General features: G+C 49.1%; 21 protein-coding genes and 1 pseudogene. 16 read left to right on the plus strand and 6 right to left on the minus strand.

Going from position 1 to position 19,688, the window contains the following annotated elements; all coding sequences use genetic code 11:
• The first annotated feature begins 56 nt into the window (after positions 1–56).
• From VK70_RS02515 to VK70_RS02525, 3 genes are all read left to right on the plus strand, one after another.
• Positions 57–1,220, plus strand: coding sequence for a M20 aminoacylase family protein (locus VK70_RS02515; RefSeq protein ID WP_025699072.1), 1,164 nt, complete (start codon positions 57–59; stop codon positions 1,218–1,220).
• 76 nt (positions 1,221–1,296) lie between these two features.
• On the plus strand, positions 1,297–1,995 hold the full coding sequence (locus VK70_RS02520) for an SAM-dependent methyltransferase (RefSeq protein WP_025699071.1): 699 nt from the start codon (positions 1,297–1,299) through the stop codon (positions 1,993–1,995).
• Positions 1,996–2,131: 136 nt separating this feature from the next.
• On the plus strand, positions 2,132–3,031 hold the full coding sequence (locus VK70_RS02525; RefSeq protein WP_025699070.1) for a L,D-transpeptidase family protein: 900 nt from the start codon (positions 2,132–2,134) through the stop codon (positions 3,029–3,031).
• A gap of 298 nt (positions 3,032–3,329) precedes the next feature.
• Here the strand turns inward: VK70_RS02525 and VK70_RS02530 are convergent, their stop codons facing one another.
• Positions 3,330–4,508: an adenosylhomocysteinase gene (locus tag VK70_RS02530; RefSeq protein ID WP_025699068.1), complete on the minus strand. Its 1,179-nt coding sequence runs from the start codon at positions 4,506–4,508 to the stop codon at positions 3,330–3,332.
• Positions 4,509–4,657: 149 nt separating this feature from the next.
• Here VK70_RS02530 and VK70_RS02535 point away from each other — a divergent pair, with 149 nt between their 5' ends.
• Both VK70_RS02535 and VK70_RS02540 read left to right on the plus strand, forming a co-directional pair.
• Positions 4,658–5,329 carry a Crp/Fnr family transcriptional regulator gene (locus tag VK70_RS02535; RefSeq protein WP_025699067.1) on the plus strand — a complete coding sequence of 224 codons (672 nt, stop codon included), beginning with the start codon at positions 4,658–4,660 and terminating at the stop codon, positions 5,327–5,329.
• Positions 5,330–5,565: 236 nt separating this feature from the next.
• On the plus strand, positions 5,566–6,006 hold the full coding sequence (locus tag VK70_RS02540) for an RDD family protein (protein ID WP_025699066.1): 441 nt from the start codon (positions 5,566–5,568) through the stop codon (positions 6,004–6,006).
• Here VK70_RS02540 and VK70_RS02545 read toward each other — a convergent pair.
• On the minus strand, positions 5,997–6,239 hold the full coding sequence (locus VK70_RS02545; protein ID WP_025699064.1) for a hypothetical protein: 243 nt from the start codon (positions 6,237–6,239) through the stop codon (positions 5,997–5,999). The genes VK70_RS02540 and VK70_RS02545 overlap by 10 nt on opposite strands.
• Positions 6,240–6,340: 101 nt before the next feature.
• Between VK70_RS02545 and VK70_RS02550 the strand changes: the two genes are divergently transcribed.
• Positions 6,341–7,402 carry a Gfo/Idh/MocA family protein gene (locus VK70_RS02550; protein WP_046722754.1) on the plus strand — a complete coding sequence of 354 codons (1,062 nt, stop codon included), beginning with the start codon at positions 6,341–6,343 and terminating at the stop codon, positions 7,400–7,402.
• A 514-nt stretch (positions 7,403–7,916) separates the two neighbouring features.
• Entirely contained in the window at positions 7,917–9,752 is a 1,836-nt protein-coding gene (gene abc-f / locus VK70_RS02555; RefSeq protein ID WP_046722755.1) for a ribosomal protection-like ABC-F family protein, read from the plus strand.
• A 107-nt stretch (positions 9,753–9,859) separates the two neighbouring features.
• Here abc-f and VK70_RS02560 read toward each other — a convergent pair whose 3' ends face one another.
• Genes VK70_RS02560 through VK70_RS02570 form a run of 3 tightly spaced genes read right to left on the minus strand, consistent with a single transcriptional unit; the run spans position 9,860 to position 11,509 of the window.
• Positions 9,860–10,255: an FMN-binding protein gene (locus VK70_RS02560; RefSeq protein ID WP_025693304.1), complete on the minus strand. Its 396-nt coding sequence runs from the start codon at positions 10,253–10,255 to the stop codon at positions 9,860–9,862.
• A gap of 35 nt (positions 10,256–10,290) precedes the next feature.
• Positions 10,291–10,866: a flavodoxin family protein gene (locus VK70_RS02565; protein WP_025700137.1), complete on the minus strand. Its 576-nt coding sequence runs from the start codon at positions 10,864–10,866 to the stop codon at positions 10,291–10,293.
• On the minus strand, positions 10,838–11,509 hold the full coding sequence (locus tag VK70_RS02570; protein ID WP_025700136.1) for a TetR/AcrR family transcriptional regulator: 672 nt from the start codon (positions 11,507–11,509) through the stop codon (positions 10,838–10,840). Before VK70_RS02570 ends, VK70_RS02565 begins: the two co-directional genes overlap by 29 nt.
• A gap of 548 nt (positions 11,510–12,057) precedes the next feature.
• Here VK70_RS02570 and VK70_RS02575 point away from each other — a divergent pair.
• Positions 12,058–12,639, plus strand: a complete 582-nt coding sequence (locus VK70_RS02575; RefSeq protein WP_046722759.1) for a histidine phosphatase family protein — start codon at positions 12,058–12,060, stop codon at positions 12,637–12,639.
• A 60-nt stretch (positions 12,640–12,699) separates the two neighbouring features.
• Here the strand turns inward: VK70_RS02575 and VK70_RS02580 are convergent, their stop codons facing one another.
• Complete coding sequence (locus tag VK70_RS02580) at positions 12,700–13,128, minus strand: PH domain-containing protein (RefSeq protein ID WP_025700133.1); 429 nt, start codon at positions 13,126–13,128, stop codon at positions 12,700–12,702.
• Positions 13,129–13,232: 104 nt separating this feature from the next.
• On the opposite strand from VK70_RS02580, the gene VK70_RS02585 reads away from it, so the two are divergent.
• From VK70_RS02585 to VK70_RS02620, 8 genes and pseudogenes are all read left to right on the plus strand, one after another.
• Positions 13,233–13,436, plus strand: a complete 204-nt coding sequence (locus VK70_RS02585) for a hypothetical protein (protein ID WP_025700132.1) — start codon at positions 13,233–13,235, stop codon at positions 13,434–13,436.
• A 146-nt stretch (positions 13,437–13,582) separates the two neighbouring features.
• The gene (locus tag VK70_RS02590) at positions 13,583–14,287 is read left to right on the plus strand and encodes a YjgB family protein (protein WP_046722761.1); all 705 of its coding nucleotides are present in this window, start codon (positions 13,583–13,585) and stop codon (positions 14,285–14,287) included.
• A gap of 250 nt (positions 14,288–14,537) precedes the next feature.
• Positions 14,538–14,987, plus strand: coding sequence for a MarR family winged helix-turn-helix transcriptional regulator (locus VK70_RS02595; RefSeq protein WP_025698908.1), 450 nt, complete (start codon positions 14,538–14,540; stop codon positions 14,985–14,987).
• Positions 14,988–15,034: 47 nt separating this feature from the next.
• A complete protein-coding gene (locus VK70_RS02600) occupies positions 15,035–15,811 on the plus strand; it encodes a pirin family protein (RefSeq protein WP_025698906.1) in 777 nt (258 codons plus the stop codon).
• Positions 15,812–15,884: 73 nt separating this feature from the next.
• A complete protein-coding gene (locus VK70_RS02605; RefSeq protein ID WP_025698904.1) occupies positions 15,885–16,286 on the plus strand; it encodes a DoxX family protein in 402 nt (133 codons plus the stop codon).
• Positions 16,287–17,235: 949 nt separating this feature from the next.
• Positions 17,236–17,946 carry a Fic family protein gene (locus VK70_RS02615; protein WP_025698900.1) on the plus strand — a complete coding sequence of 237 codons (711 nt, stop codon included), beginning with the start codon at positions 17,236–17,238 and terminating at the stop codon, positions 17,944–17,946.
• A gap of 208 nt (positions 17,947–18,154) precedes the next feature.
• Positions 18,155–18,238, plus strand: a pseudogene (locus VK70_RS28790) (NADPH-dependent oxidoreductase); the annotation flags it as partial.
• 198 nt (positions 18,239–18,436) lie between these two features.
• A complete protein-coding gene (locus tag VK70_RS02620; RefSeq protein WP_025698898.1) occupies positions 18,437–19,609 on the plus strand; it encodes a winged helix-turn-helix domain-containing protein in 1,173 nt (390 codons plus the stop codon).
• The last annotated feature ends 79 nt before the right edge of the window (positions 19,610–19,688 follow it).

Raw genomic sequence — 19,688 nt, forward strand, 5'->3', positions numbered from 1 at the left:
ATGAAATCCGGACATGGCATATTCATTTCTACATTTTGCGAAAGAAGGGGAAGCGTTTGGATCATCCAAGCTTCGAACAACAGCTCACCCGATGGAGACATGATCTCCATAGGATTCCCGAAACGGCTTTTGAAGAGATCAAGACGTCCGAATATATCGCCCAGGCGTTAACCGTGATGGGGCTCGAGGTCCATACCGGCATTGGCGGTACGGGGGTCGTTGCCAGCCTCAAATGCGGAACCGGCGCGGGGATTATCGGAATTCGGGCGGACATGGACGCGCTTAACTTTACAGAGAAAGAGGAGCGCCCCTATGCTTCCCAAAATAAAGGTAAAATGCATGCCTGCGGTCATGACGGACATATGGCCGCCCTGCTGGGCGCGGCGAAATTGTTGACCGAAAAAAGAAACTTCAACGGCACCGTCCGGTTTGTCTTTCAACCGGCGGAGGAGCCGGGCAAAGGTGCGCTGGCGATGATCGGGGATGGGCTGCTGGAGCGCTTTCCGATGGATGAAATTTACGGGCTGCATAATATGCCCGGCATGCCTGAAGGGACGATTACCACCCGTGTGGGCGGAATTATGGCCTGTGAGGATAACTTTGTCATTCGGATCACAGGGCAAGGCGCCCATGCCGCCCGGCCGCATATGAGCATAGACCCTCTGGTGATCGCCGCCGAGATTATTCTCGCGCTGCAGACGATTGTGTCCCGTAATTTGGACCCGAGTGTTCCTGCGGTAATCTCCTGTACGGAGATCCATACGGACGGCATCCGGAATGCGATTCCGACCCATGTGGAGATCAAGGGAGATACCCGCAGCTACGCGCCCGAGGTGCAAAAAATGCTGGAAGAACGAATGCGGGCCATAGCCGAGGGGATATGCGCGATGCATGGCGCGGAATGCCAATTTGAATATACCCACGAATTTGCGCCGACGGTGAACTGGAAGGAATGCGTGGATGTCGCCGTGAAGGCGGCTTTGAATGTGGCCGGGGAAGCCAAGGTCGACGCCAACGCGCAGCAGGTGATGGTTTCAGAGGATTTTTCCGCATTTTTGCAAAATATCCCGGGCTGCTTCGTCTTCATTGGAAACGGTGACGCATCGGATGCAAAGGGCCATATCCCGCTTCACAACCCGGCTTATGATTTTAATGACAATATTTTGAAAGTTGGGGCTGAATATTTCGCAGAATTAGTAAGAATCCGGCTGCCATTGTAGCCCTCATATGGTAAAGTTGGGGAAGCGGCCGCAAGATCGCTATAGACGAGACGAGCTGAGAAAGGAAGAGATGAGAATGAGCCTGGAAGAGAACAGACTGGATTTAAGCCGCATTGTGTTTATCGGAAGAACCTACGAGGAGTATATGACGATGTTCGGCCTATCCGAAAAGGAACTGAAAGGACGGACCGTCCTGGATTGTCCGGGCGGCGCATGCGCGTTCACGGCGCGGGCAAATGCCCTTGGAGCGCAGGCAGTGTCGGCCGATATTGCCTATTATTATCCGCCCCTGTCCCTTGAAGAGAAAGGACTTGAGGATATCCGGCATGCCATGGACCAAATGGAAAAAGCGCGGGCCGGATTCAAGTGGGACTATTTCTCCTCCGTCGCGGAGTTAAGGGCCCATAGAAGCCGAGCTCTAGAGGAGTGCATCGCCGACCTTAAGCGTTACCCTGACCGTTATGTTCCGGCGGTGCTGCCGGTACTGCCGTTTGAAGACGAACGGTTCGATCTGACGCTGTCCGCGCATTTTTTGTTCATGTACGGCGACCGGCTTGATTATGACTTTCACCTGAAGTCGCTGCGTGAGCTGTTGCGTGTGACCCGAAACGAGCTGCGCATTTATCCGCTGGTCGGTCTATCGGGTGAACGGTACGGAAAAATGGACGACCTGCTTGCGCAAATCGCAGAGGACGGCTGCACGGCCGAGGAAGTACAGGTCCCCTATGAGTTTCAAAAAGGAACGGGCCGCATGCTGAGAATTATTAAGGGCTGATGCATATATAACGCAATCCGGTCTCCGGTGAGGAGGCCGGAATTTTTTTGCGCAAAGGTGGAAACATTTCCCTCCAGAATCCGTTAATAAAATACAGAGATCCAAATTTAGCAGTCTTAGGCGGAGGGGAACATGAATGAAAAATAACATGGGAGAGGTTCATAGGGGAAGGGGCTGGCGGACAACGCTCAGTCTGATGCTTGCGCTTGTTCTGCTGTGTACCGGCATCTTTGCGGGAGAGGCGAATGCGGCTGGCACCCAAATGCTCGTGATTAACAAAAAGGTCAACAAGCTGGCCTTCTTCGATGGCGGTAAGCTGGTTAAAGTATTCCCGGTGGCTACCGGCAGGGAGAAGAGCTTGACTCCGGAAGGACGTTTCAAGATTTTCAATAAAATCAAAAACCGGCCTTATTACAAAGATCATATTCCCGGCGGCGATCCCGCCAATCCGCTTGGCGACCGCTGGCTCGGGCTGGATGCGTACGGCACAAGAGGAACGACTTACGCGATTCACGGCAATAACAGGGAGTCTTCGATCGGCAAGTATGTAAGCGCCGGATGCATCCGGATGCATAACGACGACATCCATTGGCTGTTTCCGCAGGTGAAAAGAAATACGACAGTGGTCATCACCTCTTCGGCGCTTGACATGGAGAGCATTGCGCGGAAAAACGGCTATGTTCTGGGGACGAATACATTTGCCGGAACGATAGATGTGAATGGCGTGACGACGAAGCTGAGCCAGCCCTTCATCCTGGAGAATTCCCGCGTATATGTTCCGCTGAGAGAGACCGCATCCGTGCTCGGCGCACAGCTGGGACTCAATTCCACAGGAGCGCTGACGATCAGGATGGGCAGCCGCACGGCGTCGCACAAACCGCTGGCTGATTACGCCACCGTGAACGGGGCGAAGGTTGCCATGCTGGCGTCGTGCAATGAGAGCGGAACCCTGATGATTCCGCTCAGCAGCGTTCCGCTGTTGTTCGGTGTTCAAATCAAGTGGACCGGGTCGAGCGGCACTGTTACGATTTTATAGGCAGGGGGGAATAAAGCTGAATATCCCGCGTTCGTCATATCGAAGAGCAGAAAGTAGCGTATCTTGCGCCGGTAATTCTAACGGACGATAAGCACGCGGGAAATAATGGAACACCAAATAGTTACTTGTCTTTAATGTCGCACATAATATAAAAATTAGTACATCACTTTAGAATTTAGTGGTGTACTTTTTTGTGTTATAAGACCTTTAAATGACCTCATTAACTACAATTAAATGAAAACGTACATTCTTGGAACATATATCCTTTTTAGGGTGGTGTAGGTACTGATAGTTTATATTACTGTGTTAATTTTAATGATATTGTACTAATCTTTTCGTCTATATCTTGCGGAACTGTTTGAAGACCATTTGTTAATTTAGTTGAATCTGTAACTATCCGATATGCACATGCACTTTGAAGACCAAGTCCAAGGTCCATAATTTCGATTGGATTTCCATCTCCAGCTGACAAATTTAAAGGACTAGCATTTTCTAATAAAAATACATTCCTTTCCTTAAACATAAATTGTTCAATGCCATTTTTTACTTTAATTACTTTATCAGCAACTTTTCGCAAGCTTTCTACATTAATTTCAAATCCAAAATGACCAGAGTTTGCTAAAATAACTCCTTCTTTAAATAAAGGAATATGTTGTTCAGTAATAATATCAAATTGACCTGTAACCGTAATAATAACGTCTGCTTGAGGAATTAAATCTTCAAGTTCACCAACAAGATGCCCATCGACTTTAGCCTTCAAGCGGTAGACAGGTTTAATATCATATACTAACGTTGTAGCACCTAAACCTTTAAACTTTTGAGCAATACCGCTACCAACATAGCCATAGCCAACAACCAGAATTTTCTTCCCGCCAACCAGTAAACTGGTAGCTCTCATGAAACCATCAACGACTGATTGACCGACGCCAATTGCATTTTCTAAGAGTTTCTTTAAAGGAGAATCATCAATAACAATAATCGGATAGTCGGATTGCAACTTAGCTTTTTCAATTAACAATCTTCCAGTACGTGTCTCTTCATTGGCTCCTAGAGGTTTCCAGTCGGTTTGTGCTTTCTGATGTGCCAAAATTAAACTAGCGCCATTATCTAAAAACAGATCAATTTTATGTGTCATTACTTGAGCCAAATATGCTTTGTGTTCATCAAGTGTATCACTTTCTTTACCATAAACTGTGATACCTTTAAGAGAAGCTAAGTATGCAGCAGTATCAGGTTTAGTTGTTCCAATACAACCTACTAGATAAACATGCTTGGCTCCCCCTTCTAATATTCCTTCAATCCAATACGCTGTTTTTGGTTCAATATGCATACAAATTGCAATCGTCTTATCCAAGAAAGGTTTTTCCTTTTTAAATTGTTCATTTAATGAATGAATAATTGGCATATTTGAACGAAACCAATGCATTCTTGTAGCACCAATTTCAGCTAAACTAGCATTATCAATAACAGATTTCATAAAAACCTCTCCTTTTTCTGTTATGTTATAGCTCCTTTAGGAAGGCTGTACATAAGTTTTTGAGTTCATTATAATAATTTTTATTAAAAGCAATTAGGACATTTGTCTGGTTATAGCATGAATAATAATTAACTGAAAAGGAGTCTATAATGCGTATAGAAACATCAAAGAAATTGATACAAGAATATCTTCAACACTTTCAAATTGAAGATATGTTTCCACAATCGGTATTAACGCACCTTGAGCTTCATTTTTATGAGGCAAGAGAATATGTAACGATTGTCGATGAATCACCTGAATTTTTTAGGATCTGTATGGATGGTAAAATGAAGATTATTCCATCATCAGAAGAAGGGAGAGTAGTTTTACTGGATTATCTTTACCCATTAAGTTTGATAGGTGATATTGAATTATTTTGCCACTGTAAAAATCTTCATAGTGTGATGGCGGTTACACCTACAGTAACGCTATCGATACCAAAGCAAATATTTTATAAAGAAATGATGAGAGATCAATTCTTACTATTTCTCTGTGAAAATTTATCTAAAAAGTTATATGTATCTTCAATGAATTATTCGAGAGCGATGTTATATTCAGTTAAGAGCCGGTTTTGTCACTATATTTTACAATTATCTGATGAAATAGAATATAATACTATATCATTAAAAATTGGTGAAACTGCTCAGTATCTTGGAATAACTGAAAGACATTTACATCGGATTATAAAAGAATATGAAAAAAAGGGGATTATTAAGCAAATATATCAACGTGTTAGTATTTTGAATAGAAATCTTTTAGAAATAGAAAGTTCATATAAGTAAATATATAGATTGTGAAGAATTACATACTATAGAGAGCTTCCCTCAGAGATCCAGCTGGAAATGCTGGCTTTTTTGGTATGTGACAAACGGGGGCGTACTCGAATCCAAGAAGCGAAAGACGAACATTTAACCCATTGCTGTCATTTTTTAAAATGTAACTGCCATCAGGATGCTTCTGTGGTACCATAATTTCCGGAAAATTGATTCTATTTAGGCATTGAGAAAGGAGTTTTAGATTGGACGAAAGGAACGCAGGCTTTTGGATTAGACTTGGCGCCCAATTGTTGGACGGTCTCATTTTGGCGATTCCGGCAGCGATTATCTACTTTTTCATAACGGGAGGAGAGAGAGGGAGTGCATCGGAGCGGGATGTTGTAAAAAACATCCTGACTATTGGCTACACTGTGTTGGTTCCGGTGTTCTGGAATGGCCGCACAATCGGCAAAAGAATATGCAAAATCCGCATTCAAAAGTTGGACGGAACTTCTCCCGGAATTGGAACGATGATTATACGGAATGGGCTGTGCTCCCTGCTGTATAGTTACACTTACGGGATTGCCATTTTGATCAGCATCGTGATGGTGGTTGTCCGAAAGGATAAAAGGGCGATTCACGATTTTGCCGCCGGTACGGAAGTCGTGTATGACGATCCTTGGGCGATAGAGAATCAGGCCTGAAGCACTTTTTGCAGCGAGTGCTTGAAATGATCAATGAACTTTTGACGAATATCCGGTGTTAATTCCAGCAGGGAGAGATAGGGATTCAAATCTTCAAGTTCGACCAGCAGAAGCTCTCCTTGTTTCGTCCGGCATGCATCCACGCGCTGGATTCCCCAAGCCAGGTTGTTCCACTCGATGAACCGATTTGCAAATTTCAAATCCTCTGCGGTCGGGACATACTCCGTCAGCATCCGCTATTCCTGTATGAATGAAAACGGTGTAGAATGTAGGGGAATGAAAATTGAACCTGCGGCTACTTGCAGCATCATACGCGGAAAGGAATGGATAAACTATGGAACAGAACAAGTACAGTCTTGTCATCGTCGGCTTCGGGGGGATGGGCAGCTATCATGTGCAGTTAATCGAACCGTGCGAGCGGCTGGCGGTAACCGGTGTTTATGATGTGGTCGACTACCGGATGGAGCTCGGGGCAGCCAAGGGTTTTAAAGCTTATGACAGTCTGGAAGCGGTTTTATCTGATGAAACGGTAGATGTTGTGTTGATTGCGACGCCTAACGATGTACATAAGGATATTGCGATCCGGGCGCTTACGGCAGGCAAGCATGTGGTTTGCGAGAAGCCGGTGACCGTAAACAGTGCGGACCTGCGTGATATTTTGGAAGTGGCAAAAGAAACGAACCGCGTCTTTATGGTGCACCAGAACCGGCGCTGGGACGAGGATTTCCTTATTATCCAGGACCTGATCGACAAGAAAAAAATCGGCGAGGTGTTCCATCTGGAGTCCCGCGTGCAGGGAGCCAACGGTATTCCCGGCGACTGGCGCCAGCTCAAGACGTACGGCGGCGGCATGCTGCTGGATTGGGGCGTTCATCTGCTCGATCAGCTCCTGCTGCTCACCGGAAGCAAGATCGACAGCGTCACAGCCGAATTAAGCACGATTCTCGACACCGAGGTGGATGACGGATTCACCAGCTTTATCCGGTTCAAAGACGGTCTGACTGCTGTGATCGAGGTCGGAACAACCAACTTCATCAAGCTGCCCCGCTGGTATGTGAAGGGTACGGAAGGAACCGCCATTATCCGCGATTGGGATCTCAGCGGGGAGATCGTTGTCAACAATCCGGATGTCGCCAAGGTCGAACCGAAGCCGATCCAGGCAGGGCAAGGGCTTACCAAGACGATGGCGCCGCCTTCGGAGGAATCTACTTTGCGCTTGCCGATCGAGAAGATTCAGAGCACGAAGCAGAGCTTCTATGATAACTTTGTCTCCGTGATCGAGGGCAAGAGCGAGCCTCTGGTCAAGAACGAGGAGGTTCACCGTGTGCTGCGGTTGATCGAGACGATTTTTGAAGCGGCGGAGAAACGGGCCGTTCTTAAAGACCTGGAGCTTTAAGCTCTCCTTCGGAAGCACGCGGTCTTGCCAGCCGGGACTTCGCTGACCTATAATAGCTATAGAATTCTAATTCGGACAATTGATGGAGGATCTTCCCTACGATGAAGAACTAATACGTTTCCTTATAAGACCAGCCAACTTGTGACTAGCGATATGCACAAGCCGCAGTGCGCCCATCATTGGGCGGACGGTCAGGGATACGTATGTCTTCGGGAAGATCCAAGGAGGTTAACGTTTCGTTCAAAAAGGCCAAAGAACAGCCTGACGCGGATAGCCCGGCTGTATGATTGTACGGGTAAACCCGACCCGGGCTTAAATGGAATCTGCCGTGCTTAAACCTGCTTATGGCTGCATTCCACCCGGCAGTGAACCTGTTCATGGCTGGTCGCCGCTTAGCGTCAGGCCTGCCATCGGCTATAGCGAACCGCGCCATCCATCTTCCTTTCATACGATATTTTTGACCGCAGCGGCAGCTGCGGTTTTTATTTTTGGTATGAATTCGGAGGGATGAACAATGCCGATACTGCATGTGAAAGAGATATCCAAGGAATGGAACGGGAATCCCCTGTTCCTGAATATATCGTTTGAACTGGCCGAGGGAGAGCGGATGGCGCTTTTCGGACGCAACGGAGCGGGCAAGACGACGCTGCTGAAGGGGCTGCTGGGCGCTGTGGCTTTTGATTCGGGGACGGTATACCGTTGCCTGCCTGTCAAGGAATGGGGGCTGCTGGATCAGCAGCTTGACCCAGGGGAAGGAATGACCGCCCGCCGGCTGGTGCTGGAAGGGAACGCCGAGACGGCGCAGCTTAAGGTCCGGCTGGAACGGCTAGGCGGCAGACTCCAAAGCGGCGTCGGAGCGGAGAAGGCCTTGCTGGACGAATACGGCGAAGCCTATGAGGACTATCTTCGGCTGGACGGATACGGCTGGGAGGCGAAGGCGGAAAAAGCGCTGCGGCAGTTGAATCTTCCGCAGGAGGTATGGGATCTGCCTTACCGGTCTTTGAGCGGCGGGCAGAAGACGCGGGCGCAGCTCGCCCGGCTGCTGGCCCGGCAGCCGCGATTACTGCTGCTGGATGAGCCGACCAACCATCTTGACGCGGACACGATGGGATGGCTGGAGGAGTGGGTGTCCAGCTATTCCGGCACCGTGCTGTACGTCTCACATGACCGCCGCTTTATCGACCGCACGGCGACCTCCCTGCTGGAGCTGAGGCAAGACGGCTGCAGGCGATATCCAGGAGGGTACACGCAGTACCGCGAGCAGAAGGCTGTGGAAGCCAGGGAGCTGGAGGCGCGGTACAGAAGACAGGAGCTGGAAAAGAAGAAGCTGGAGGAAGCCATCCGGCGTTACGCGGAATGGTTCCAGCAGGCGCACCGCGCCGCCGGGCAGAACGATTTCCTGCGGTCGAAATCGAAGAAGAATGTCTCCCGGCTGCATGCGAAGGAAGCGGCGCTGGAGCGGCTGAACCGGGACCGCACGGCGGAGCCCCGGGAGAGCGCCAAACTGAGTATGCGGCTTACGGGCGGGGAATTCGCCGCAGGGACCTTGCTTAGGACGGAGCACGCGGAGTTTGCGTACCCGGGAGGGAGTCCTCTGCTGAAGGACTTCAGCCTTTCGGTCCGCCGGTGCGACCGGATCGGCGTGATCGGGCCGAACGGGTCCGGCAAGTCGACGCTGCTGAAGCTGCTGGCGGGAATCTATGCGCCAACCGGCGGGACGGTCGCCCTGCACCCGCAGACGACGGTTGGATATTTTGCCCAGGAGCTGGAGCAGCTCGATCTGTCCTCAACCATTCTGGACAGTCTGCTTCAGCTCCCGGAAATGACGGTGACGGAGGCAAGAACGATTTTAGGCTGCTTTTTATTCACACGGGACGATGCCTTCAAGCTTATCGGCAGCTTAAGCCTTGGCGAGAAATGCCGCGTCGCTTTCCTTAGGCTCTACTTCGGCAGGGCGAATCTGCTGGTGCTGGACGAACCGACCAACTACCTCGATATTGATACAAGGGAAGTTATTGAGGAAGCCTTGAAGTCTTATCCCGGCGCGCTGCTGCTCGTAACGCATGACAGGTATTTGCTGTCGAATATCGTGAACCGGCTGGTCGTGCTGGAGCGCGGGCGCTTCCCGAGACAGTTCCCCGGCACCCATGCGGAGTATCTGTCCAAAGACCGGGAGCATACAATGACGGAACGCGAACGGGCGGCAGAGGATGAGCTTGGCGTGCTGAAGCTGCGGCTGACGCAGCTTATCCAGGTGGAAACACCAGAGAGTGACGATGAGAATATGGCGCTGCTGGAGGAGATTAAGCGGCTGCGCCGGAGGATTGGGGAGCTGGAGGAGAAGGGATAAAATGAATTGCTATTGATAAAAGAAGCTGCCCCGCCGTTAATAGGCTGAAGGCAGCTTCTTGTTTTTGGAAGCGGAAGGTCTGCTTGGCTAGAGGAATGTTGAAAGGCTTATTTCTCCCCTTGAACCAGCGCTATCTCCACCGCTTTTTTCAGGACCTTGCTGGAATTGCTCGCGCCGCTGACTGCATCCACATCCAGCGACTGTTTGTCGACGATTTCTTTAAGAATAACTTCGGCGGGAGCGCCATGCCCGTTCTTATGCTTCAGCAGGTCAATCTTGGTCACTTTGCCGTTCTGCACGCTGACCTGAACCTTGGCGTCGATAAAGCGCACATCGTATTCTCCCACGTAAGTGCCATCGGCCAGACTAGAGAAGGGAATATCGGATATGGTGAGATTCTTAACCTTGTCTTGATAGCTGCGGACCTGATACAGATAAGTAAGCCCCCAGCCGCCCCCCACGAGTAGAATAAGAGCAGCTACAATCAGCAGTTTCTTCTTCACAGTTTAACCTCCCTGAATGAAATGGTTGTACGGTATTAGAAAAAGCTTTCAATTCGCGAAGCCAACCCGGCCGGAACCTCTGTCAGCTTCTTGGCGCCCGGACAGACGATCTTGCCTCTGCAGGTCATGCCCGATATGCGGAAGAACTCGTTCATAGCGGTGAGGCAGGACGAGCTTTGGCCCAGCAGCCGGTTGAACGGAAACGGCGTATTACACGCGGTCATCAGCAGGTACTGCTGGTTTTTGGACAGAGTCGGTCTCGGAGCAATGCCAGCGGCGCTGCGGTCCATCGCCTTGCTTGCCAGCCTGTCGAACATGAGCTTGACCTGGCCCGGCACATTGGCGTAATACGTAGGCGCGGACAGAATAACCAGGTCGCTGAAAGCCAGCTTTACCCATAAATCGGCAAGCTCGCCGCTGGGAGGGCACACTCCGGTTGCCTTGCAATCCGGACATCCTTTGCAGGCGGATATGTCAATCTTATATAAATCGCAGATGTCTGTTTCCCAGCCCGCTTTTGCAGCCGCCTGTACGGCAATTTGCAGCATCTTCGCCGTCATTCCGTCCGGCCTGGGACCGCCTTTAATGGCCAGCAGCCGTTTCGTCGGCATCTTGTACCTCCTTTGCGATCATACGCAGCAGCAGATTGCAGCCGTATTCCAGCAGCCCATTTGTTGTTGCGCCCATCGTTTCGGAGATATAGCTGCTTTTGCGATGCGCCACCATAATGAGCGAGGACAGACTGCTCCAATAGATCAGAATGGCTTCCTTGATCCGGGTGTCCGGGTTAACAGCCCCTTCCGCAATTCCCTGACGGATCATGCCTCCAAGTACGTCGTTAATTTCTTCCCCTACATTAAAAATGTCCCGCTTCACCTGCGGCAAATCCCGGCTGTCCAGCGGTTGGGTCTGGAAATCGACAATGCCGGCGTAAAGGTAGGGAGAGGACTCATAGAACGTAATCAGACTGTCGCATAGAGCTTGATATTTGGAAAAAAAGTCCGCCTTGTCATCCACATCATGCAGAATATGCTCCTTAAGCTGCATAAATCCTTTCAGTACGATCCGGCCATGAATCTCCTCCTTGCTTGGAAACTGAATGTATACTGTGCGTTTGCTGTATTCGGCGCTCTTGGCGATATCATCCATCGTCGTCGCCGCAAAGCCTTTTTCCGCGAACAGCTTCTCCGCTGCAAGGAGAATGTTCTCCTGATGCAAGTTTGCGATAGTCTCTTTGCGCGTTGTACGGTCCAACAGTATTAAACCTCCAGTTCTAAAAGTAAACTATTAGTTTACCTGGATGATATCATCTTTTTTTCAAGGTGTAAATCCATTCTTTCACATTTAATTTTCGTTTTACATTTCACATCGTTTTCAATTTACATTTCACCTCTGTTTTGACAGGAGTGGGTAGAGGGAGCTGCCCTTATGGTGGGGCACGAAAGATGTAGTTATCCGACGAACGGGAATTGCTCCGCCTTATTTCTTGTTTTACAGCTGTTTTGAGAGATTAACGGGAATTTCTCCGTCTTATTTACTCTAATTTCACTTCTTTGGGCCAAAACGCCAAAATTAGCTGGAGAAATTCCGCTTTATCGGATGGGCAGGTGCTGTTAGGGGAGAATTAGCGGGAGATTTTCCGGTTCATGGGGGAAGGGTGAGTGTCTGAACAGTGAAAGAGATAGTCCGAAAGCGAAGGAATGGGCAAGCAGGCTATTCGCAGGAAATCAGGCCGTACCGCCGAATGTAGTAAACGGAATACTTTGGAAAAAGAGCCGAATTATTAAAGGGGGTTCAAGAGGGTGAATACGAGCCTATACATGATTAGACATGCCGTTTCTCCGTATGTTCACGGACAGGAACGAAACCGCGGGTTATCGGAACAAGGAGCTGCCGATGCGCGAAGAGTAAAGGAGATTTTGAAAAACGAGGAGATTGCACATTTTGTATCCAGTCCCTACGCGCGGGCGATTGCTACCATGCAGCCTTTAGCGGAAGAGGCTGGGAAAGAGATTATTTTATATGAAGGGCTGAGAGAAAGAGCGTTTTTGAACAGGGAATATGGGGATGATGAGTTGCTTGCTGCGATCCGCCGTTCTTTTGAAGACGAAGGTTATAAACTGGAAGGGGGAGAAAGCAACAATGAAGCCGAGGAACGCGCCGTGCCGATTATTAAGCGACTGCTGCGGGAATATGCGGGGAGCAAAATAGCAATTGGAACCCACGGCAATATCATGGCGATCATTATGAACTATTACGATAAGTCGTACGGATTCGATTTTCTGATGTCGACGACCAAGCCGGATATTTATAAGCTGGAGTTTGCGGGGAAGAAGCTGGTGAGGGTGCAGCGGTTATGGGGACCGGAGTCTGGGACCGTGTAAAAGCCGCCCCATCAGGGACGGCGTTCGGCAGCACTTCTTTTTCGAGAAAAAAATCCGGATCTATGCGTTTAGACGCTTATGGTTCTGATGCGCCAGCGTGAGCAGCGCGACGTAGATCGGCTGGACGTTGAATTTTTTGCCGAACTCGAATCTGTACGAGCCGACTTGCGGGTTGTTGGTCTTAAAATACGGCGATTGAATATAGTGGATGGTGATTTCACTGTCATCGAAGCCGGTGCCGCCCGTTTCCATCGTAACTTCATACAGCGATTCGAGGGAGATGGAAGCAACCCGGGTCTTTTTGCCGGTTACGCCCTGGTGGTCGATAAAAATCAGCCGTTCGTCCGTAATGATAAACGTATCCCGCACGAGGCGGAATCCCATCTGGATCTTCTCATCCGGCATCAGGTACATTCCGTACTGGCTGTTCAGCTCGGGAATGGAAACCTCGGAATAATTGCCCAGCAGTCCGCTAAATAGATTCGCCATTTCAAATTCCTCCTGAGATTGTAATTCTACATTATTCTACATTCAAGGTGATTTTTCCTTTATGCTGCTGGCAAATTCTATATTTGAGATGGAGGTAATACGATATGAACCGAGAGGAATTTATCATTTTTACGGCGCTGACGAGTTATTTGAAAGAACTGGATCTTAATCCGGCGGAGTATCTGAGTAAGCAGGAGCTGCTGAAATATACCGAAATCGGCAAGGATTATCTAGGCATAGATACAGCGGAGTTTCGGACAGCATTAAAAGAGATCATATTGGAGATGGCCGCGAGGCATTTAAAATAAGCGGCGGGTGCCGATAGCGGATATATGCCATTAGGTATCCCGAGGTTTGGCAGGCGCCCCCAGTGCTGCAACCTTTCCGTATGTGCGCCGTCAGTTAAGGATAGAAATAGATTCAAGACTGTCCAATCAGCAGGGAGATGACACATATGAACAAGCACATAAAAATGATGACGGCAGGCGTTATGCTCACGGGAATGCTGGGTCTTGCCGCATGCAGTTCCGGAGGCGGAGAAGCATCCCCGTCGCCATCGGCGACTGCCTCACCGTCTGTACCGCCTTCTGCTGCCGCATCGTCAGCCCCGGCGACTTCCGCGGCTTCTCCGGCGGCCAGTGATGCTGCCCCATCGGGCAGTCCGGGCGTTTCCGCCGCGCCTTCGGCCGCTGCATCGCCTGCCCCCGGCGGCGGCATGGAGCAAAATACGGCCGCGCAGCTCAAAGAGCTGCTTGAGCTTGCCAAGCAGGGCAAAGCGCCGGGCATCCCGTTCGCCGCGCACACCGGGCTGATCGACGATGTGAAGCAGGCCTGGGGCGAGCCGGACAAGGAAGAGGGGGCGGGCAAAGGCATCTACGCCACCTACAGCACCAAGCATGCGGTGATCGGATTCAACAAGGGCAGCCTGATTTTTGATGTCCGGTCCAGCGCCGCCGATCTGCAGCAGCTGACGCTGAAGCAGATTGAGGACACGCTTGGCAAGCCGAATGACGTAAAGACCAGCGGGAACGACAGCATCTACATTTACAATGCGAGCGCGCAGTATCAGTTGAAATTCGTGATTCCGAAGTCTACCGGTAAAGTCGATCATATTTCGGTCTTCTCCGAGCAGGATTCCATCAATAATATGGCCGGGTAGTAAACAGAACGGTAAGGCCGCAGGTTCAGGTACTTAAGAGCAGTCAGGAGGGATTTCCCGCCTGGCTGCTTTTTTTCGGGGGATGACAATCGCCTCTTATCCGAGTTGAAACGCAGCACCGTGGTACAATTTTTTTGTTGTTGACAATAACGGATTCACGCTGTATATTTATCTTAAATCAAAGACACTTTGAGTAGAGATATTCTACATGAAGATATTTAAGTCAAAGATATATATGGGAGGTGAGTCAATGCCCATTCAATTAGACGATGCTCAAGCGACTTCTCTTAAGCTGCTTGTCGTTCTTTCCAAGGCGAACAAAGCGATTACGGATCAGGCTGTAAAGGATGTGAGGGGATACGGATTGTCACCTTCCGAATTTATGATTCTTGAGGTTTTGTACGCGAAGGGGAAAATTCCGATGCACCAAATTGGAGAGAAGATATTAATTACAAGCGGCAGCATAACCTACAATATCGACAAGCTGGAGAAGAAAAATCTGTTAAGACGTGTGCCATCCAACGAAGACCGGAGAGTGATCTATGCTGAAATTACCGAGGCTGGAAATGAATTATTTAACCGGATTTTTCCCGAACATGCCGCTAAAATCCACTCATTAATGAAGGCTGTATCCCCAGATGAGCAGCAAGAAGCGATTGTACTGCTTAAGAAATTAGGGAAACGGGCGAAAGAGAGTTAACCGGTAGCTGCTAAAGTTTAAAAATCCAATTAGGGAGGTTGTTCATTATGCAAACCAGAGTCTATACACCCGCTACGCAGGGAAGAGGAGAATTTGACGGCGGGAAAATTAAGGAACAAAAACCGATTGGCTTCTCGGGCGAAGGGTCGGTTATCAAACGGGTAGGCCCCTTATTTTATTGGGCATGGGCCACTTCAAGCACCGAAGCCGGGATCGGTCTGCACCCCCATCAAGGCTTTGAAATTTTGACTTATGTGGTTGAAGGCAATGCCTTTCACGGGGATACCTTGGGTACTGACAGTACAGTCGGCGCAGGCGGGGCGCAGGTCATGCAGACAGGTTCGGGCGTAAGTCATCAAGAACGGCTGAGCGCGGATTCGGAGCTTTTTCAAATCTGGTTTGAGCCGGAATTGACGGAAGCGATTCGGAGAAAGCCGACTTACCGGCAGTATGCGCATGAAGATTTTCCACAGGAAACGACAGCCGGATATACCGTAAAGACGGTCATTGGTCCTGGTGCTCCCGTTCAATTAGTCACAGACAGCGAAATGTGGGATGTTGAAGTAAGCGGCGGTGCAAGATATGTGCAAAAAGTGCCTGCCGGTTATACTTTAACGGCTTTAGCCATTCGCGGGGAAGGAGCATTGGCAGAGCCAGGAGCATCGGAGGAGCCCGTACCTTTCCGGCACAAAGATTTCATCATCAAAGCCGTGGAAGCCGATACGGAGCTGGAAATTACGAACTCGTCGGATCAAGACGCGCTGCGCCTGATTATCATCAAGGTTCCCGCAAAAGTGAGTTATCCGCTTTACCCTAAAAGATAAGTGAATCCATCGATTTTTGTAAAATATCTTTAAATAAAGATTATTAAATCCAAAACAATAGGAGATGACTTAGATGTTAGCATTGGGATTACTGGTTGTTCGTTTGGTAGTGGGGCTGTTGTTCATCGGGCATGGCGCTCAAAAGCTGTTTGGCTGGTTCGGCGGTTATGGCCCGAAAGGAACCGGAGGCTGGATGGATTCGATCGGCATTAAGCCGGGCGTATTCATGGCTGTGCTGGCGGGGCTGCTGGAGCTGATCGGAGGCGCTCTGCTTGCTGTCGGACTGTTTACTCCACTTGCCGCCTTGTTCATTACGCTGACTATGCTCGGCGCCATCGTTAAAGTGCATGGCAAGAATGGACTGTGGGTAACCGCTAACGGCTATGAATATAACGCAGTCTTGATTGCGGTAGCTGTCCTTGTGGCTTTATCTGGTGCGGGTGAATATTCGCTGGATGCGCTGTTGAATCTTTAATTGAGAGACCTGTTGATTAACTAAATTATGTAACTTCAAAAGCTCCGTGAGGATTATATAAATGAACATATTGCTGAATCCTTATCGTCCATTCAACCGGTAGCCTGTTCAAAGTGAATAAGCGTGAAAAACGGACAAAAGAAAGACACACCATCCGAGGCACCCTTGAATGTGTAGAGTCAAACAGCCATTTGAGCAAAACATAGACGATCAAATCCGAAAAGAGTTGGCCATACACGGCATTTTGGGTAGTACCAAACAAGAAGGGATGTTCAAATGTTGCATAATCCAGCGAAAGAAGACCTCGATTTGTAATAGATGATACACTGTAAACTTACGAGCATCGTCTTCGTACTTGGCAAGCCTAACCACAGATTGAACTTCTTCTGAAGTCAGCATGGATTGAAGGATGGACAGGTTTATGGTAGATTTTTTCATGGAGTCGCCACCTTTCGGTTGTTTGTAGGGGTACAAACATTTTACCGAGTTGGCGACTTTTTTCTACCATTTAGTGGTTAATCAACAGACGTGTAAAAAAGGCATTGCTTAAGATTACCCCATCAATACGGCAAGTATTGCATTAGTCGTGCAATCAACAGAGACATACATGTATGAACATACGCTTGCGAATATCCCCTTTCCCCATCTTGACCTAAACTAACTAGGTATTTTCGAAAGGAGAATCTGGAAAGCTATCACCTTGGTCAATACTAATCCAACAAGTCCAATTGAAGGGTAAAATCGCATGGCTACCAACTTGAGAATTGTAGACCTTGGGCACTGTCTGCAGAGCAAAATGGGTTGCATTACAAAATTAAAATAATTCTCAGCCGGGGAACAGTTAGAGATATAATGAAATGAAAAGAGTTTCATTAATTGTGTGAGATCAGTTTGCTCGATATAATGAGGAAAATTAACTCCACAATACGCGGCAGGAGGAGCAAATATCATGAAGCCGAAATACCAAATGACAGTGGAACAGAACATCTTTGTGGCCAAACGAAATATTATTGATTATATATGGAAGAGCGCCAAATTGGAGGGTTTTGCTGTAACGTATCCCGACACGGAAGCCATCTTCAACGGATTAAGCGTTCCCGGCATCAAAGTAAACGAAATTGTCGGCGTAAACAATCTGAAACATGCTTGGCAGTTCATTTTGGACAATCTCGATTATTCCATCGACCTGTCGTACATTTGCAAAATCAATCAACTGGTAGGTGGAGATAATCTGATTGTTCAGGCAGGCTATTTACGCAAAGTTCCCGTCTCTATCGGGGGTACAACTTGGCGACCTGATATGCCTGATGAATCGCAAATCAAAGAAGACTTATCTATCATTCATGCCATCGAGAGTCCCACGGAGCGAGCAATCACATTGATGCTCTATCTCATGCGAAAACAGATGTTTTTGGATGGCAACAAACGTACGGCCATGCTCTCCGCTAATCAGGTGATGATCTCTTCGGGTTGTGGCATCATTTCCATCCCGATTGAACATCAACGTGCCTTCACAGGTTTATTGGTGCAATATTACGAGTCCAATGATATGGAAACATTGAAAACGTTCATGTATGATTACTGTATTGATGGCATTCAGTTCGATCCTGTTCAGAAAACTGTTTCCCCTAAACCAGATAAAGAAGATATAGAACGCTAAGCCCCTTGAACCTTACGGAGAAGAGCCCATTCACTTTTTGTGGATACGACTCTTTTTCCTTTTTCATCTTAGATTAAGCGAGGGTTAAGTATCTACACAGACCTGTTGATTAACCAAATTATGTAACTTCAAAAGCCCCGTGAGGATTATATAAAGATGTTCAAATGTTGCTTAATTCAGCGAAAGAAGACCTCGATTTGCCAACGAAGCTATAGGCGGCGCTCGGGAGGCAGAGCATCTGCGCGGCATTCTGGGTGAACTGTCCGTAGCGGATGTCCGCATCTACGCGGCTCCAATGTGGGCAGCCGAAATGAATACCGTTATGCAGTCAAAAGATGGCTCCTGAATTCGTCAGGAGTCATCTTTTTTTTCGAGAAACTTACTTACGTCCTTTAAGTACGCCGTCAGGCGTTTCTTCTTAGCTGGAGTCCCCCGGATAGTGCCTGTTATAATAGCGGGAAGAGTTCCGGCAGGGAGTGGGAGGATCGGTATGGTTCTGGAATTTAATGAAAATGGGCATACGGTATCCGCCGGGGGAATCACGGTTGAATTGTTCGCCAAAGAGTCCAATCTACTGCGGTTCCTGTACCGCAACCGGGGGCGGGCGTTCAGCCGGGGGCAGCTACTGGACAGCGTATGGCCGCTCGAATATCCGGTGGAACGCACGGTGGACGATCATATCTACCGGCTTCGCAAAAAGCTCGTCCCGTTTGAAGGCCTGACGATCCGCACGGTCCGGGGATTCGGATACTGCCTGACCGTGCGGGAGCAAGCAACAGGCATTGATGCCCGCCCATCCGTTCAGGACGAAGAACTGCGGGAGAAGATGCGGGAGGTATTCGTCAAATATCATCAGTATGGGCAAGGGAAGTCGATGCTGGCGCTTGCCCGGCAGCAGGATATTTTGGGCTACGAGTTGGACCCGTTTTACTCCGTTTACGTGCATTTTGTGCAGGGCGATCTGGAGTGGCTGCTTAGCGGGGGAGATCCGCCCGGTTCGGAGCGCGCATACTGGCTGCTGCTGTTCTATATGTTCGCGGGCGAGCCGAAGGACGCTCTGGACTATTGCGAGCGGGTGCTTGCTGCAAGACTTCTGCCTCCGTCCCAGCACCGTGAAATGGAAATCCTCAATATTCTGGAGCTGTACGCACTGACGGGAGTACCGGAGAAGGCGATTGAACGGCTAAAGCTGACCCGGCGGGTCATTGCGGAACCGGGCTACGAAAATTTTGACACGCCCGTGTCCACCGCCGAGATGTTCGTCCACCTGATGATGGGGACTCCGGACGAAGAGATGCAAAGAATGGCGGGGGCTATTGAAGACCTTCTTCAGGCGAAGCCCTTTTTGCGGGAAATCGGAAGCTATACCGTTATTAAAGGGCTTTGGATGCTGAGAAAGAATGAAAGACGTACGGGCGAGGCGCTGCTGGACGAGGGGCTCGAAGTGCTGGAGCTATCCGGATTCGTGCCTATACGGTTATTTGGACTTTACCGAATTACGCAATTCTGCCGGCAGTTTGCGCCGTTTAAGGGTGTGGAAGCGGTGCTGCGTAAATACGAGGCGTTATTTGCGGAAGAGCAGGCGCGCTGCGGATTGCCCGGGCTCATAAGCCGGATCGAAGCGGCGCTGGACAACTGTCTGAAGACACGGCGCCAAGGCTGAAAGCGCGGGCTGCTATGCTTCGCAATCACGTAGTTGGAGTGGTCCGCTCTCTGATATTTCTCTGACAATCCGGCGATAT

Origin of the sequence: Paenibacillus durus ATCC 35681, from assembly GCF_000993825.1 — a bacterium.
Lineage (GTDB): Bacteria > Bacillota > Bacilli > Paenibacillales > Paenibacillaceae > Paenibacillus_AQ > Paenibacillus_AQ durus_B.